General features: G+C 40.2%; 11 protein-coding genes. 6 read left to right on the forward strand and 5 right to left on the reverse strand.

Annotated elements, in window-relative coordinates; all coding sequences use genetic code 11:
- Positions 1-16 precede the first annotated feature (16 nt).
- The 3 genes from HQN86_RS05805 to HQN86_RS05815 are packed head-to-tail and all read left to right on the forward strand — an operon-like array spanning position 17 to position 5,467.
- Entirely contained in the window at positions 17-1,783 is a 1,767-nt protein-coding gene (locus HQN86_RS05805) for a DUF885 family protein (protein WP_172660053.1), read from the forward strand.
- A complete protein-coding gene (locus tag HQN86_RS05810; protein WP_172660054.1) occupies positions 1,780-3,198 on the forward strand; it encodes an APC family permease in 1,419 nt (472 codons plus the stop codon). Before HQN86_RS05805 ends, HQN86_RS05810 begins: the two co-directional genes overlap by 4 nt.
- Complete coding sequence (locus tag HQN86_RS05815; protein ID WP_172660055.1) at positions 3,188-5,467, forward strand: S9 family peptidase; 2,280 nt, start codon at positions 3,188-3,190, stop codon at positions 5,465-5,467. Before HQN86_RS05810 ends, HQN86_RS05815 begins: the two co-directional genes overlap by 11 nt.
- Positions 5,468-5,638: 171 nt before the next feature.
- On the opposite strand, the gene HQN86_RS05820 is transcribed toward HQN86_RS05815, so the two are convergent.
- From HQN86_RS05820 to HQN86_RS05835, 4 genes are read right to left on the reverse strand one after another with little or no spacing between them, the layout of a single operon-like run.
- Positions 5,639-6,358, reverse strand: coding sequence for a YoaK family protein (locus HQN86_RS05820; protein WP_172660056.1), 720 nt, complete (start codon positions 6,356-6,358; stop codon positions 5,639-5,641).
- 45 nt (positions 6,359-6,403) lie between these two features.
- On the reverse strand, positions 6,404-7,111 hold the full coding sequence (locus tag HQN86_RS05825) for a Crp/Fnr family transcriptional regulator (RefSeq protein WP_172660057.1): 708 nt from the start codon (positions 7,109-7,111) through the stop codon (positions 6,404-6,406).
- Positions 7,112-7,140: 29 nt separating this feature from the next.
- Positions 7,141-7,431: a hypothetical protein gene (locus HQN86_RS05830; RefSeq protein ID WP_172660058.1), complete on the reverse strand. Its 291-nt coding sequence runs from the start codon at positions 7,429-7,431 to the stop codon at positions 7,141-7,143.
- Positions 7,428-8,027 carry a methyltransferase domain-containing protein gene (locus HQN86_RS05835; RefSeq protein WP_172660059.1) on the reverse strand — a complete coding sequence of 200 codons (600 nt, stop codon included), beginning with the start codon at positions 8,025-8,027 and terminating at the stop codon, positions 7,428-7,430. Before HQN86_RS05835 ends, HQN86_RS05830 begins: the two co-directional genes overlap by 4 nt.
- Before the next feature lie 455 nt (positions 8,028-8,482).
- Between HQN86_RS05835 and HQN86_RS05840 the strand changes: the two genes are divergently transcribed.
- Positions 8,483-9,991: a sulfatase family protein gene (locus HQN86_RS05840; RefSeq protein ID WP_172660060.1), complete on the forward strand. Its 1,509-nt coding sequence runs from the start codon at positions 8,483-8,485 to the stop codon at positions 9,989-9,991.
- A gap of 184 nt (positions 9,992-10,175) precedes the next feature.
- On the opposite strand, the gene HQN86_RS05845 is transcribed toward HQN86_RS05840, so the two are convergent.
- On the reverse strand, positions 10,176-10,766 hold the full coding sequence (locus HQN86_RS05845) for an RNA polymerase sigma factor (RefSeq protein ID WP_172660061.1): 591 nt from the start codon (positions 10,764-10,766) through the stop codon (positions 10,176-10,178).
- Between the two features lie 240 nt (positions 10,767-11,006).
- On the opposite strand from HQN86_RS05845, the gene HQN86_RS05850 reads away from it, so the two are divergent.
- Positions 11,007-12,170, forward strand: a complete 1,164-nt coding sequence (locus tag HQN86_RS05850; RefSeq protein WP_172660062.1) for a FecR family protein — start codon at positions 11,007-11,009, stop codon at positions 12,168-12,170.
- 234 nt (positions 12,171-12,404) lie between these two features.
- Positions 12,405-15,788, forward strand: coding sequence for a TonB-dependent receptor (locus tag HQN86_RS05855; protein WP_172660063.1), 3,384 nt, complete (start codon positions 12,405-12,407; stop codon positions 15,786-15,788).

Genomic DNA, 15,788 nt, shown 5'->3' on the forward strand with positions numbered 1-15,788 from the left:
AAATATGACTATGCTTATGAAAAAACATTTATACAGACTCTTAATTATGTGTTTATTGCCATCGCCCCTTTTTGCGCAGGAAAAAATGGCCTCTGCTCTATACGAGCAAACCAGCGAGATGGGAACCACAATCATTACTTACCAAAGGGATGTAAAAGCCATTCATGATTTCTATTCACCATATATTATAGAAGGTACTTATCCCGAAGTCGAGCATGTTTATTATTCGCCTGAGCAAAGGGAGCGATTGCTTGCAGTCCATAAGGAATACCTTAAAGGGCTGGAACATCTGGATTTTGATTCTTTTAGTATTTATGGTAAGGTTGATTATCTGTTGCTAAAAAAGGAGATCGGTAAAGAAATTGGTCAATTGGAGAATGCGGAAATTAACGATCAGGCTATTCTCAAATATATTCCCTTTGCTCAGGATATCTATGCATTAGAAAAGGAAAGACGAAGGGGGAAGGCAATGGATTGGCAGGCTGTGGCCACAAAGCTTAAGGCAATACTGAAAGTAGTGGAGGCTTCAAATGCATCCTTATCAAAAGAGACAACATTGAATAAGAAATTATCAGGAACTGCAAATGAAGCAATTTCTGGTTTGAAAACGAGACTAAGAGGTTTTTACGAATTTTATAAAGGATATGATCCATTATTCGATTGGTGGGTGCCTAAACCTTATGATGCATTAACCGTCGCTTTAACTAATTATGCATCATTATTTTCTGGGAAACCCATTAAGGAGTCCCTTCAAAAGGACAGTGACTACGGAATAAAAGGAACCCCAATTGGGCAAACAGAACTTATCAGGCAATTAAGTGCAGAAATGATCCCCTACACACCAGAAGAACTCGTTAAAATTGCAGAAAAAGAGTTTGCATTTTGTGATCAGGAGTTATTAAAAGCTTCGGCGGATATGGGTTTTGGAAAAGATTGGAAAAAAGCCCAGGAGAAAGTCAAAGAAAGCTTTGTTGCTCCCGGTAAACAGCCTGAACTAATTGTGCAACTACAGAAAGAAGCGCTTGATTTCATAAAGGAACATAATTTAATTAAAATTCCTGCCCTTGCAGAGGAAACATGGGGGATGGTCATGATGTCGGCTGAAAGACAGCTGGTCAATCCGTTTTTTACAGGAGGAAGAGAAATTAGTGTATCGTATCCAACAAATACAATGAATGAAGGCGATAAGTTGATGAGTATGCGTGGTAACAATCCATATTTTTCAAGAGGTACCGTACAACATGAATTACTCCCAGGTCATCATTTGCAGTATTATATGAATAGCCGCTACAAGAATTACAGGGAACTTTTTACTACGCCCTTTGGAATTGAGGGATGGACCCTTTATTGGGAACTTCTTTTGTATGACAGAGGTTTTGCTAAAAGCCCCGAAGAGCGTATCGGTATGCTGTTCTGGAGGATGCATCGCTGCGCAAGGATTATATTTTCGCTAAATTATCACTTAGGTAAATGGACTCCGGGGCAGTGTGTCGACTTTCTTGTTAATCGGGTGGGTCATGAGCCTGCCAATGCAGAGGGAGAAGTCAGGAGGTCATTTGAAGGTGGCTATAGTCCTTTATATCAGGTCGCCTATATGATTGGCGGGCTACAATTGATGGCTTTAAAAAACGAACTCGTAGAAAGCGGAAAAATGAGTTATAATGAATTTCATGAACGGGTGATGAAAGAGAACCTGATTCCGATGGAAATGGTGAGGGCAACATTAACCGGTCAGCCATTAAAAAGAGATTTTACAACCCAATGGAGATTCTACAAATTATGAAACAAGAACCCACCGGATTTAAATCTTCACTCAGGTTAATTGATGCCACGATGCTGGTTGCCGGCAGTATGATCGGATCAGGAATATTTATTGTAAGTGCAGATATTACCAGGAATGTAGGGAGCTCGGGTTGGTTAATGGTGGTATGGCTGATAACTGGGTTTATGACACTAACTGCAGCTTTAAGTTATGGCGAATTAAGCGCTATGTTTCCGAAAGCTGGTGGACAATATGTGTATTTAAAAGAGGCATACAATCCATTAATAAGTTTCTTATATGGCTGGAGTTTTTTTACGGTTATTCAAACCGCTACTATTGCTGCAGTTGGTGTGGCTTTTGCAAAGTTCACAGCTTATTTATTACCTCAGCTTAGTGAAGATCATATAGCTATTGATCTTGGGTTTTTACATGTTTCGCCGGCACAGCTGCTCGCAATAGTTGTTATCATTATTTTAACTTACGTAAACAGCCGGGGTGTTAATGCAGGCAAGTCCATACAAACAGTTTTTACGATGGCCAAACTATTGAGCCTTTTCGGTTTGATTGTATTCGGTTTGTTTTTTCTGCAAAAAGATATCTGGCAGAGTAACTGGAAAGATGCCTGGGAGTTGAAACCACTGGCCGGATCGTCGGCCGTAGGCTCTTATACTACAATGGCTGCTTTTGGTGCGATTGCCGCTGCTATGGTGGGCTCTATTTTTAGTAGCGACTCCTGGCATAATGTCACCTTTGTTGCGGGTGAGATCAGGAATCCAAAAAGAAATGTTGGGTTGAGCCTTGCACTTGGTACGGTCATGGTCACCATATTATATATTTTGACCAATATCATGTATACCGGTGTACTTTCGCTCAGCGACATGGCACATGCAGATAAAGACAGGGTTGCTGTCTCTGCCTCGCAGGTTATATTCGGATCATCGGGCACTGTTATTATTGCGCTAATGATCATGGTGTCTACCTTTGGATGTAATAATGGATTGATTATGGCAGGCGCCAGGGTTTATTATTCTATGGCTAAAGACGGCCTTTTTTTTAAGAAAGTGGGTGCCTTAAACAGAAATGCTGTACCTGCCTTTGGTCTTTGGATCCAGTGTTTGGTGGCTTCATTATGGTGCCTTAGCGGCAGATATGGTGATCTGCTTGATATGATCTCCTTTGTTGTGGTGATGTTTTACATGCTTACAATTGGAGGTATTTTTATTCTCAGAAAAAAGCGCCCTGATATTGAACGTCCATACAAGGCTTTTGGCTATCCGATTTTGCCACTTATTTATATCATTATGGGGTTAGCTTTTTGCGTCCTCCTGATCCTATATAAACCCCGTTTCACCTGGCCAGGATTGATCATCACGTTGATTGGTATTCCGGTTTACTTTGTGATTGGAAAATTAAAAAATAATAAACATGAAAATTAGTAGTATCTATCTTTTTTTAATAGTTATTGCCTTCAGTTCCAAAGCTCAACAAAATCAATTACAACCCTTTAGTCCATCAGGTGCTGAGATGGAACGAGCCTATTCTCAGGCTGGACAGCTGGATAGTGCGTTGAGAAAGGTAGCCGTAAATAATGAAATAATTCCATTTTGGAACGCAGACGGACACTCGTTTTGGTACAAAAGAAACTTAGCCGATCGCAACTGGGAGTTTATTTATGCTGATATAACAGAAAGTGTACATAAACCGGCTTTTGATCATACCAGAGTTGCCACGATAGCAAATAAGTTCTTTGATAAAGTGCAGGAAGCTACAAAACTAAAATTTGATAGGCTTATTTTTGGCAATTCGGGAACCCTGTTAACACTCAAGTTAAATGGGAAATGGCTTGAAATTAATTTGGACGATTACAGTTTCAAACAAGCTAAAGATACCAGCTTTGTTAATTATGATCCAAGGAAACCATTACAAAGAAAAAGATCGAGATGGGAGGGGACTCCTTCGCGCTTCTTATCCCCGGATGGAAAAAACGTTCTCAGCTTAAAGGCCGGGAATCTTTTTGTAACAGATACCGAAAGTAAAGCAGAAACCCAGTTAACAACGGACGGGACAGAAAAAAGACCTTATGCTGAATTCAGTTGGTCGCCCGATAGCAAAAATGTTATAGGATACCTGGTGAATCCAAAGAAGATAGATAGTGTTTATTATGTGCTGAGCGCAGTAACAGGAACAACCAGAGGACAGTTAAAATCACATGAGTATGCGCAGCCGGGGGACGCCTTCACCAGTTACGAGCCTTTTATTTTCAATATTGCAACTAAGAAGATAATAAAGGTAGATACAGAGCAAATCGATTTTTTTGAACCACAACCTTTGCATTGGCGGAATAATGACAACAGGTATTATCTCTATGAAAAAGTAGATCGTGGCCACCAGCGTTTTAGAGTGATTGAAGTTGATGTACAAACGGGGAAAACCAGGAATATTATAGATGAGAAGGCAAAAACTTTTATTTATGAAGATCGCATTTACACACGCTATTTGCCCAAAACCAATGAAGTAATTTGGACAAGCGAGCAAGACGGTTATCGCCATATTTATCTGGTAAATATACTAACGGGGAAACAATTTCAGGTTACAAAGGGGGATTTTGTAGTACGTGATATTGATAGCGTTGACGTGGAGAAAAGGGAGATATGGTTTACTGCCAGTGGTGTGAATAAAAAAGAGGACCCTTATTTTTTACATCAGTACAGGGTTAATTTTAACGGTAAAAATAGGATAGCACTCAATCTTGAGCAGGGCAATCACCGGGTAGTATTTTCTCCCGACAGAAACTACTATGTGGATACCTATTCACAGATCAATGTTGCGCCAGTAACTGTTGTTAAAAGAACTGCAGATGCCAAAAGCATCATGGAATTAGAGCGGGGTACTACCACTGGTTTTACAGAAGCAGGGCTTAAATTACCTGAGGTATTTGTTGCTAAAGGAAGAGATGCCAAAACAGATATTTGGGGAGTAGTATGGCGACCATCGAAAATGGACAACAGCAAGACGTATCCCGTTATTGAATATATTTACGCAGGCCCTCAGGATAGCTTTGTACCCAAGAATTTTACGCCTTATAGCGAAATGCAGAGCCTTGCTGAACTGGGTTTTATTGTTGTGCAGATGGATGGTATGGGTACTGCAAACCGCTCAAAAGCTTTTCACGACGTATGTTGGAAAAATCTGGCTGATGCAGGATTTCCGGATCGTATTTTATGGATAAAGGCAATGGCACAAAAATATCCTAACGCAGATATCAGCAGAGTGGGTATTTATGGCACTTCAGCTGGGGGGCAAAATTCAACGGGCGCTTTGCTGTTCCATCCAGAATTTTATAAAGCTGCGGTATCGGCTTGCGGATGTCATGATAACAGGATAGATAAGCAATGGTGGAATGAGCAATGGATGGGTTATCCGGTTGGCCCTCATTACGATGAGCAGTCCAATATCACTAATGCAGCAAAATTACAAGGTGATTTGTTTCTGATTGTTGGCGAGGCCGACGAAAATGTGCCACCTGAATCTACTTACCGCTTGGCTGATGCCTTAATCAAAGCAAACAAAGATTTTGAATTACTATCTATACCTGGAATGGGGCACAGTGATGGTGGTGCATACGGAAGGCGAAGAAAAAGAGATTTTTTTGTAAAGCATTTACTGCACGCCGAGCCACCCAAACGTAATGTTGTGATTAATTAATTGCATATGCTCCATTTTAAGAGCTAACTATGTTAATATAGCTTAACCAGTTGTTAATATTATAGAACTCATTTCTTTGAAGACTAGAACTACACCTACTATTGTAGGTAAATTCATGATTTACGTACTGGATCCCTTAGGATCGATTGCATTTATGCATACGTTTAATTGTTATTTGTAACGACGCATCACACGAATAACGTGAAAGCGGAAATAATCATAGAATAAGGCAGTCATTAGAAAAAAAATGGGCATTAGAAACGCGTCAAATTGATATTGCAGGAATAAAAATGTACCCATAACTCCACCAAAGAGAAAGGAAGTAATAATGACCACTCTAAGCAAGATGCGCCGTTGTATCCTTGCAGTTAATTTCAAAGGTTGAATAACGGCGATAGAGAGATCTGTCCCCAGATCAGTAAACATCCCTGTAAGATGGGTGGTCCTCACTACCGAACCAGAGATCATCGAGACCAATGCATTCTGCATACCCATGGCAAATAGTAAACTGCCTGCAAAATATTCAGTTTCATGTAGAGAACTATTGTAGCTATGGCAGGAAATGGTAACAGTTGCTAATATCGCTATAATGATCCCGATAGGTAGTAGGTAGGCTGAAGATTTTTCTCTTCCAATCGCTTCTATGCATATACCTGAAGTAAATGCTCCTGTTAAAAACAACAAAAACCAGAGTGCAACAATACCTGCGGCTCTAAAATCTGCTTCAGCAAGGTTAACTGCAAATAATGCAGCATGTCCTGTTACATTTGTCGTTAATACTCTGAATGCCAGAAAGCCAGCACCGTTAATAAATCCTGCATTTAGACAAAGCAAGATAGCAAGTCTGAGATTATGATTAAAGGTTCTTTTTTGTCCTGTATGTCTGAGCATAGGTGGATAGTTTTTTGCGAATTAGCCTGGTCAATTTTGCCGGGCTTAACTTCTATTAGATCTCCGAACGAGTTTTTCAATATCCTGTATCCAGATTTTCCGACCTTGTGTTTTAATCATACCCTCAGCTTTAAACTCCTTCAATAGTCTAATTACATTTTCTTTAGCTATACCTGCTATACCAGCAAGATCACTTCTGGATATATCTATTACAATTGTCTCTCCATAGGAAAGGCCGGCTTTTGATTTTTCTCTGAATACAATCAGTGCAATTGCGAGTCTTTCAGCCGCTGAGGCGTCGGAAAATGCTGAAATATTGTTTACGAATACGGTAAACTCATGGCTCAATGCCTTTAATAGACTCGTAGCAAACTGTGGGTTACGTTGAAGAATTTCAAAGAAATCTTCTTTTGGTATAAAGCTGATTAAACTTTCTTCAAGCACTGCAGCTGAATCCTGATGCCGTTCTTCAGATAAAATGGCATGATATCCAATTAGTTCTCCCTTATTAGCCACATAAATGATCTGCTCTTTGCCAGTAGCCCCTTTTTTATACTTTTTAACTTTTCCTGAATGGATATAGTAAAGTCCGGAGGGCATCATCCCTTCCTTGAATATAATTTCACCTTTTCTATATTTCTGAATATCCTGTTTGCCTATTAAAAAGATATAATCTTGCTCATTAAGCATATTAAGGACTGAACGGGTAGAGAACAACCATTTTTCAATCGGGAAAAGACCTTCCAAACTCATGTGTACAAAGTTAGCATAATAAAGTGCTCTTAATACCGCCTGTATTTCCTTAAAATACTTGCTTTTTCGCGCAGACAAATCAGAGCATAGCGAAAGCAACTCCATTGTGTACTTGTTAAATCCATTGGAGAAAGTTCTTCTATAGTGATTTCCAATTTACTGAAGCATTGAGATACGGGTAAACCATGGACTGCCGCTATCCTGGAAATATCCAGTATCACAGATTCCACTTGAGCATAGTTTTGCATGCTTGAGATCTGGTAAATCAAGGAGTCTACCATCTCATTTATTGTCATCTTTTTATTAATGGAATAGGTCATTCTTTGATATACATCTTAAGATATTGGTTAAAACTCGCCTCTATTAACTGATAATCTGCGGGTATCTCTGCATCACTTCCATGGTAAGTTACCAGTCTTGTTCCACTTGGTTTGTTATCTAGTATTTTGTAAAAGATATTGGCGTAATAATTATACAAACTTGCTGAATACTGTATAGAATTATCAATTCGTCCATAGGTGTACAGGTTTTCAGCAAAGGAATTGAAAAAGTACAGGCCATTATAATTACTGAAATCGAGCTCAGTGAAATTACCATGCATGAAGTGTATATTGAGTTCAGAAGGACTGTTTTTCCTGGACATCAGCGCAATTTCATGGAGATCCCTTCGTTGTTCAATACCATAGAAATCACAATCTGGATAACGCTGGGCAGCAGTAATACAAAATTTTCCGATACCACTGCCAATATCAATGATCTTGCTATTTGGTTTATCACTGAGAAAGGCTGCGGAGGCCATAATTACATCCACAGGGCTCCAATGAATACGGGAGAGCTTCTTCATTCTAGGAGATAGCTGGCTATCATAGATCTCGTCGTTTGAATAGTGTGTTGTAGAAAGAGTTGAAGTGCTCATGTCTTAATTTGTTATGGCGAATTTAAGGCAAGGAGTCAATGGATTCCACAACAAAAGATCACTAAAAAAAATGATAAAAGTCATTATTTGAAGTAGGATTGCATGGGATTGATTACTCTTTCTAGCATCAAAGCCTATATATGGGTTTGTCTTATAGCCATATCAGGACGTGACAAGACTTCCGACATTTGTGTGTTGATAGGGCGTTGATAGGGCGTTTATAGGGCCTTGCTAGGGTCTTAGTAGGGCTAATTACCCTATCAAAGCCTTGGAGACGCCCTAGAAAGGCCTTCTTATCTAATGGTTAACCCGCTTAAACATTTTTCAGCGCTGGAAAAAGAAACATTAAATATCAATTCTAGATTTATTGATGTAAAGAACGTTATCTAATATTTTGTAATTTGGGCGGGGGGAAAGTATAAGCGTGCTATCAACCCCGACCTAAAATAATAAAAATGAAAAAAATATTAGTTATTCTATTGTCCCTCATGGCTAATTTAAGTTTTGCCCAAAGAGGAGAGAAGCCAAATGTTATCTATATATATGCTGATGACCTTGGCTACGGCGATTTGAGTTGTTATGGTGCTACCCGAATAAAGACACCAAATTTAGATAAACTTGCTGCATCTGGTATCCGTTTTACTGATGGACATTGTACTTCGGCCACATGCACACCTTCACGTTATGCTTTAATGACCGGTGAGTATCCATGGCGTAAAAAAGGAACTGGCATTTTGCCGGGAGATGCCGCATTAATTATACCTACCGATAAAACTACCTTACCTAATCTCTTTAAAAAAGCAGGCTACCAAACTGGTATTGTGGGTAAATGGCATCTGGGACTTGGTGATGCCGTTGCGAAAGATTGGAATAATGAAATTAAGCCTGGACCAAATGAGGTTGGTTTTGGTTATTCCTTTATCTTTCCGGCTACAGCCGATCGTGTCCCTACTGTTTTCCTGGAAAATCATAATGTGGTTGCATTGGATCCTAAAGATCCGATAAGTGTTAATTATGTAGAGAAAGTGGGTGATGAGCCAACGGGTAAAGAACATCCGGAGTTGTTAAAATTGCAATCTTCGCCAGGGCAGGGCCATAACAATACGATTGTGAACGGGATTGGCCGTATTGGTTACATGAGTGGAGGAAAACTTGCACGCTGGGTGGATGAGGAGGTTTCTTCAACCTTTTTAATCAAGGCCAAGGATTTTATTCAAAAAAATCAAAAAGATCCCTTCTTTTTATATTTTGCTTTAACCGAGCCTCATGTACCACGGATGCCTGCAACAATGTTTCGTGGTAAAAGTGGTTTAGGTTTACGCGGAGACGCTATTTTACAGTTGGACTGGACCGTGGGAGAGATTATTAAACAGTTAAAGGAAGCTGGACTGGACAAAAATACCATGATTATTTTTTCAAGTGATAATGGCCCCGTCCTGGATGATGGTTATGAGGACGAAGCAGTGACCAAACTAAATGGCCATACACCTACAGGTGCTTTTAGGGGTGGGAAATACAGCATATTGGAAGCTGGAACCAGAGTGCCATTTATTGTAAGCTGGCCAGGAAAAATAAAGCCACAACAGGTTTCTGCAGCTACTGTAAGCCAGATTGATTTATTAGCCTCATTCTCAGCACTGCTCGGCCAGCCGATACCCGCAGGAGATGCACCTGACAGCGAAAATACCATTGATGTATTTCTTGGTCAATCTAAAAAGGGAAGGTCTGTCTTGATAGAACATGCAAATACGCTTTCGATAGTAAAAGATGGCTGGAAGTATATTGAGCCTGGTGATGGGCCAGCCTATAACAAGCTGGTGGGCATAGAAATGGGCAGTTTAAAAGAGGCGCAGCTGTATAACCTGAAAACTGATGAGGCAGAGAAAAATAATCTTGCTGCCAAATATCCAGATAAAGTGAAAATGCTTAAGGGTTTATTGACGACTATAAAAGATAAACCCTGAGAAAGTATGTTAAGCTATTGCTTTCGCAATTGCTTAACAATTGCTCAGGATCATCTTCGGGGTTCGTTCGGTTGCAACCGAATCAACCCCGAAGATGATGCGACGTAACTGCGAACCAATCTCGTGAGCAATAGCTAAGCGGGTGCCCCTGTCCTATACTGAAATACGTTTACAGATTTAAAAGCTAAAAAAGAGAGAGTACAAATAGGCAAAAAATGATAATTCTTTCTGTGTGACCAAAGAAATAACTTCGAAGAAGTCTCAGTGCCTTTCGCATGTGCTGTTCAACGGTGTTTTCGGAAATATGCAACTCTGAAGCGATTTCTTTGTTCGTGAGATGATGGTTGCGGCTAAGGTTAAAAACGCTTCTGCATCTTAACGGGAGCTTTTCTATCTGAAATATCAGCTGTTGTTCCAGTTCTTTGGATTCAATTGTCTGTAAAGTGGAATTGTCTGTTTCTGTAAAAATATGAGAGCTATGTTCCTCATACCTTTTTAACAGTTTTTCTCTTCGGTAATGATCTATGATCTTATGTTTAACAATGGTATACAGAAATGCAGAAAGGTTGATAATTTGATTGGCCGTTTTTTTCCTGGTAAATAATGTCAAAAAAGTTTCCTGAATAATTTCCTCAGATAACTCTCTGCTCCGGGTTTTGCTCAATGCAGCCGACAGCAAACCGACAGCATACCTTTTGTATAGCACTTCAAAAGCATTATCCGCTCCATTCTGCCATAGCAATATCAATTCTGCATCACTAAGCTCCACAGGCATAACTCTATATTTGGTCAACGAAAATCCTCAAAAATTAATTATCAGTGCAGGCGAAAGATGCCTGTATCCATTAATACGAAAATAAGCAACATAATTATCATAACTGTCCTTTACTATCCTGCCCTGTCATTGGGTAAATCAGCCAAGTGATACATGAATCTAAAAAAAAATAAAGAAGGGATAACGGTTGGATAATTTTCGTACGTCTTACCATTATAAGCACACCCCGATAGATCATTTATGGATAGCGAAAGGTTACAATATTTATTTGAACGATATCAGGCTTCCAGCTGTACTGAGGAGGAGTTGGAGGAACTTAATGACTGGTACGAAAAATTAGGTGCTGGCAATGGGCAGATTGAGCATTGGATTAACCAGGCAGGAGGTGAGGAGCAGTTGACAGAAGAGTTGTATCGTAATTTTAACAAAAGGAAAAATATACAAAAGAGACATCAGCTGTCTAGCTGGTCGTGGAAAGTATCAGCCGCCGCGATTTTGATTTTGCTTGGTACAGGACTTTTGTTTTACAAGTTTTTCCCCGGCCGCTCAGAGATTCCTGCTGAACTAGCGCAGGTTCCGATACCGCCAGGAAAGAACAAAGCAGTGCTAACACTCGCTGATGGAACAAAAATTATTCTTGATGAAAGTAATAATGGAGCGATTTTCCACAAGAATGGGGTTTTGATTACTAAAACGGATAGCGGAAGTTTGGTCTACCATAATGAAAAAAATCCGGTAGTTACATCAGATAAAATGGCCTATCATACCTTATATGTACCAAGAGGAGGGCAGTATAAGGTAAAGCTGCCTGATGGAACTAATGTTTGGATGAATTCTGAATCTACACTTTACTTTCCAATTACTTCTAATGGGAAAGATCGTCAGGTACGTTTAACCGGAGAGGCTTACTTTGAGGTAGCTCATAATAAGCGACAGCCTTTTAAGGTACAAACCGGAGATCAGTTGGTAAGTGTATTGGGGACTCATTTTAACGTAAAAGGATATCCAGGGGATGCTGATATTGCCACCACCTTATTGCAGGGCAGTGTTCGTATTAGTAAGTTGTCCACCGGTCAAGCCAAAATGCTGCTACCCGGTCAGCAATCGAATCTTAAAGAAAGCGGAAAAGATATTGAAATCGCTTATGTCAAAACCGATCAGGCAATTGCCTGGAAAAACGGTTATTTTTTGTTTGACAACCAGGATATTAAAAGTGTGATGAAGACTATCAGCCGTTGGTATAATGTAGATATTACCTATAACAATCGCTTAGGGAATGACCGGTTTGGAGGTACTTTCTCCAGAAATGCAAACCTGTCTGAGCTCCTTGCAAACCTACAGGAACTTGGGGGTGTCCGTTTTCAGGTTACCAACCGAAATATCATTGTCAGTAGTAGCCAATAAATTTTATATAACTAAAGCTAAAGAAAGGAGTAAGATGTGTAATTACTAATGAAAAATTAGGACACCAAGAACCAAGGACGTTTGAGCCGCCCTTGGTATGCCAGAGTGAACTGGAGCGGAGGTCTGATCAAACTAAACGAATAATTTAAAAAACCAACCAACCAAATGTATAAAAAAAATACTGAAATAGTTTTCAGGAGGGATTCCTGTATGTTTCGACTAATATCCCTAAAGATGAGACTAACCTATATGTTATTGTTTTTTAGTGTTTTTCAGCTCAGGGCCGAAAGCTTTGCGCAGAAAATAAGTATATCTGTTCAGAACGCACAGATAACGGATGTCATCTCCGAGCTTAAGAAGCAGACAGATTTTGATTTCCTTTACAACAATGCCACGCTAAAAAATGCTAAACCGGTTACTCTGGATATTAAAAATCTCGATCTGAAAAAGGTTCTGGATCTTTGTTTTGAAAAACAACCGTTTGACTATAAAATCAGAAATAAAACGGTACTGATTACAGCTAAAAGGCGTTGGGATAATACGCTCTGGCCAGCTGTTGAAAAATGGCAGGTGCTTAAGGGGGTTGTCAGGGATTCTGCCACAAATGAAACGCTGATAGGGGTGTCAATCATGGTTGAAGGAACAAAGACAGGGGCGGTAACTGATAAGGATGGTAATTTTACCATCAGCCATCCCGAGCCAAATTTTGTTTTGGTGATTTCCTATTTAGGTTATCGTACCGAAAAGATATCCATTAGCGGTCAACAATCTATCGAGATTAAAATGAGTAAGATGAACACCAGCCTGAATGAGGTTGTTGTTGTGGGCTATGGTACAAGAGTTAAAGGGGCAATCACTGGTGCCATTTCAACGGTCAAGTCTGATGTATTTGAGAATCGCCCGCTTAACAATAGCCTGGATGCATTGCAGGGTACTGTACCCGGATTGACAATTACTAAGGGTAGCGGACAACCTGGAAATCAAAGCTACGGCATTAAAATCCGTGGCTATTCTTCAGTAAACGAAAGTAATCCTCTGATGTTGATTGACGGTATCCCTGGTGATATTGATAACATCAATCCAAATGACATTGCTGAAATCTCTGTGCTAAAAGATGCTTCTGCGGCCATTTACGGCGCGCGCGCGGCAGATGGAGTGATCATTGTAACCACAAAAAAAGGAAAAAGCGGAAAACCGGAAATTACCTATAGTGGTACAGTAGGTCTGAAAACGCCGACTTACCTTAGGAAGATTCAGAACACGCTGGAATATGCTGAATTTATGGATGAGGGCCTTCGTAACGCTGGTATCAATGGGTTTCCACAAGAGGTATTTGATAAAATCAGGGCCAATGCAGCACCAGAACTTGATGGTGGCTGGAATTATGGAATCACTAGCTATCCTGGTTTTTATGGTTATACGGACTGGAACAAAGAAATCTATAAAAATTCTACTCAGCAACTACATAACCTTTCCATATCAGGTGGCGGGGAAAACAATAATTATGTAGTATCTATGGGCTACAATAAAGATGAAGGATCACTCCGGTTCGGAGAAAACAATTCGGAAAGGTATAACCTTCGACTCAACTATGATTTTCGACTGACCCCTAAGTTCAACTTTGAAACAAGAACCAGTTTTGAGAATAAGTCTACCATTACACCAACTATGCTTGGAAATGCGCTGACCAATGTTACCCGCCAGTTCCCATATCAGCCGGTGCGCAACCCAAATGGGCAGTTCTATGGCTACCAAGGGTATGAAAATCCGGCGCAGTCACTGGAAGAGGCAGGCACTCAGCGTGGAAGCTCCTCCAGGTTTGCTACCAATTTTAAAGCTGATTACACCCTTCTAGAGGGACTTAAATTAATCGGACAGGCAGCTATAAGACTGGATTACCTCAATGACAATGGTACCAACAGGACCTTTACAAGGTACAATTATGTGGGTGACATTCAGGACATCAGAAACACACCGAATTCCGCCTCTTATCTTAATCTGAAAACATTAAATCAATTGTATCAGGTATACCTTGACTATAACAGGCAGCTGGGGGCTGATCATAGAATAAACTTTACGGGGGGAGGATCGATTGAAAAAACCAAAATCGAAGGCCAGACAACCTATGGTTATAATTTTATAGGCAATGACATCTTTACCTTAAATCTTGCTGACAGAACGAAAGCTGCTTATGCAAACTTTACTGGTAGACTAAGCAATCAGGCACTAGGCTCGTACTTTGGCAGGTTCAGTTACTCTTTCAGGGATAAACTGGTTTTAGACCTTACGGCACGTGCTGACGGTAGTTCTAAATTCTCACCGGATAAGCGCTGGAGTGCGGTATTCCCATCAGCTGCACTGGCCTACAATTTATCTGAAGAAAGTTTTATCAAGTCACTCAATACTTTTGATCTGTTAAAGCTCAGGGCATCCTGGGGTAAAATGGGTAACCAGGAAATTGGGCTGTTGGGTCTGTATGATTACATACCCTTGATCTCCATTGGTGGAAATTATCCTATAGGTAGTCCAAATTCGGGGTTAACCGGGGCCAATGCTAATCCAGCGTCTACAGATAGAACCTGGGAAACAATTGAAAATAAAAATATAGGTATCGATGTGGCACTACTTAGTTCCAAACTTAATTTTTCGTTTGATTATTATAATAAAACGAATAATGATATGTTGGTTGACATTGCTGTTCCTGCAACTTATGGCGGTACCGCACCTTCCTCAAACCAGGGAAAGTTGGTCACCAAGGGATTTGAAACCTCAGTCACCTGGAAAGACCAAGTGGGTGCTTTTCGTTACAGCGTATCGCTACAGCTTAGTGACAGCAAGAACAAGTTGGTGGAACTGAAAAATCTGGACAATTATCAGGAAGGTCTTAATAAATTCAGACAAGGTTATGGCATCTGGTCTTATTTTGGTTATGTGTACGAGGGTATCATTCAAAATCAGGAACAGCTGGATAACTACAAAAAGCTTACGGGTGTTCCTGCCCGCGTAGCCATTGGTGATGTAATGTATCGTGATGTTGATGGGGATGGAAAGTTGACTGCTTTTGGCGACAAATCAAAGGGTCTTAATGGTGATATGGTTTATCTCGGTAACCTGATTCCCAGGTATACCTTTTCTTCTAACATTAGCATAGGATTTAAACAATTAGACCTTCAGGTGTTTTTGCAGGGCGTAGGAAAGAGAGATGTAAGGTATGAGGGTAACATTGCTACCCCAAATACATTTTACTGGCCTTCGCTTTCTTACTACAATGGAAAGACCTGGACGCCAGAGAGAACGGATGCTAAATTTCCACGATATCTTCCTGGTGGTGTAGGTTATGATGACATCAGAAGTTATGATTATCGCGCTTCATCTCTCACGATGCAGAATGTAGCCTATTTAAGGTTTAAGGTGATTACCCTGGGGTATAACCTGCCGGCCAGTGTTGCCAACAGTTTAAAAATGAAAACTGCCAGAATATTCTTCAGCGGTCAGGATCTTTTTACCATTTCAAAAGGAACATTTGGAGGGAACTTTGATCCGGAGGATGGCTTCAGGAATGAGGGAACTTATCCTTTCAATAAAGTGTATTCGCTGGGTCTTACTGTTAAATTTTAA

The organism is Pedobacter panaciterrae (genome assembly GCF_013204795.1).
Classification (GTDB): domain Bacteria; phylum Bacteroidota; class Bacteroidia; order Sphingobacteriales; family Sphingobacteriaceae; genus Pedobacter; species Pedobacter panaciterrae.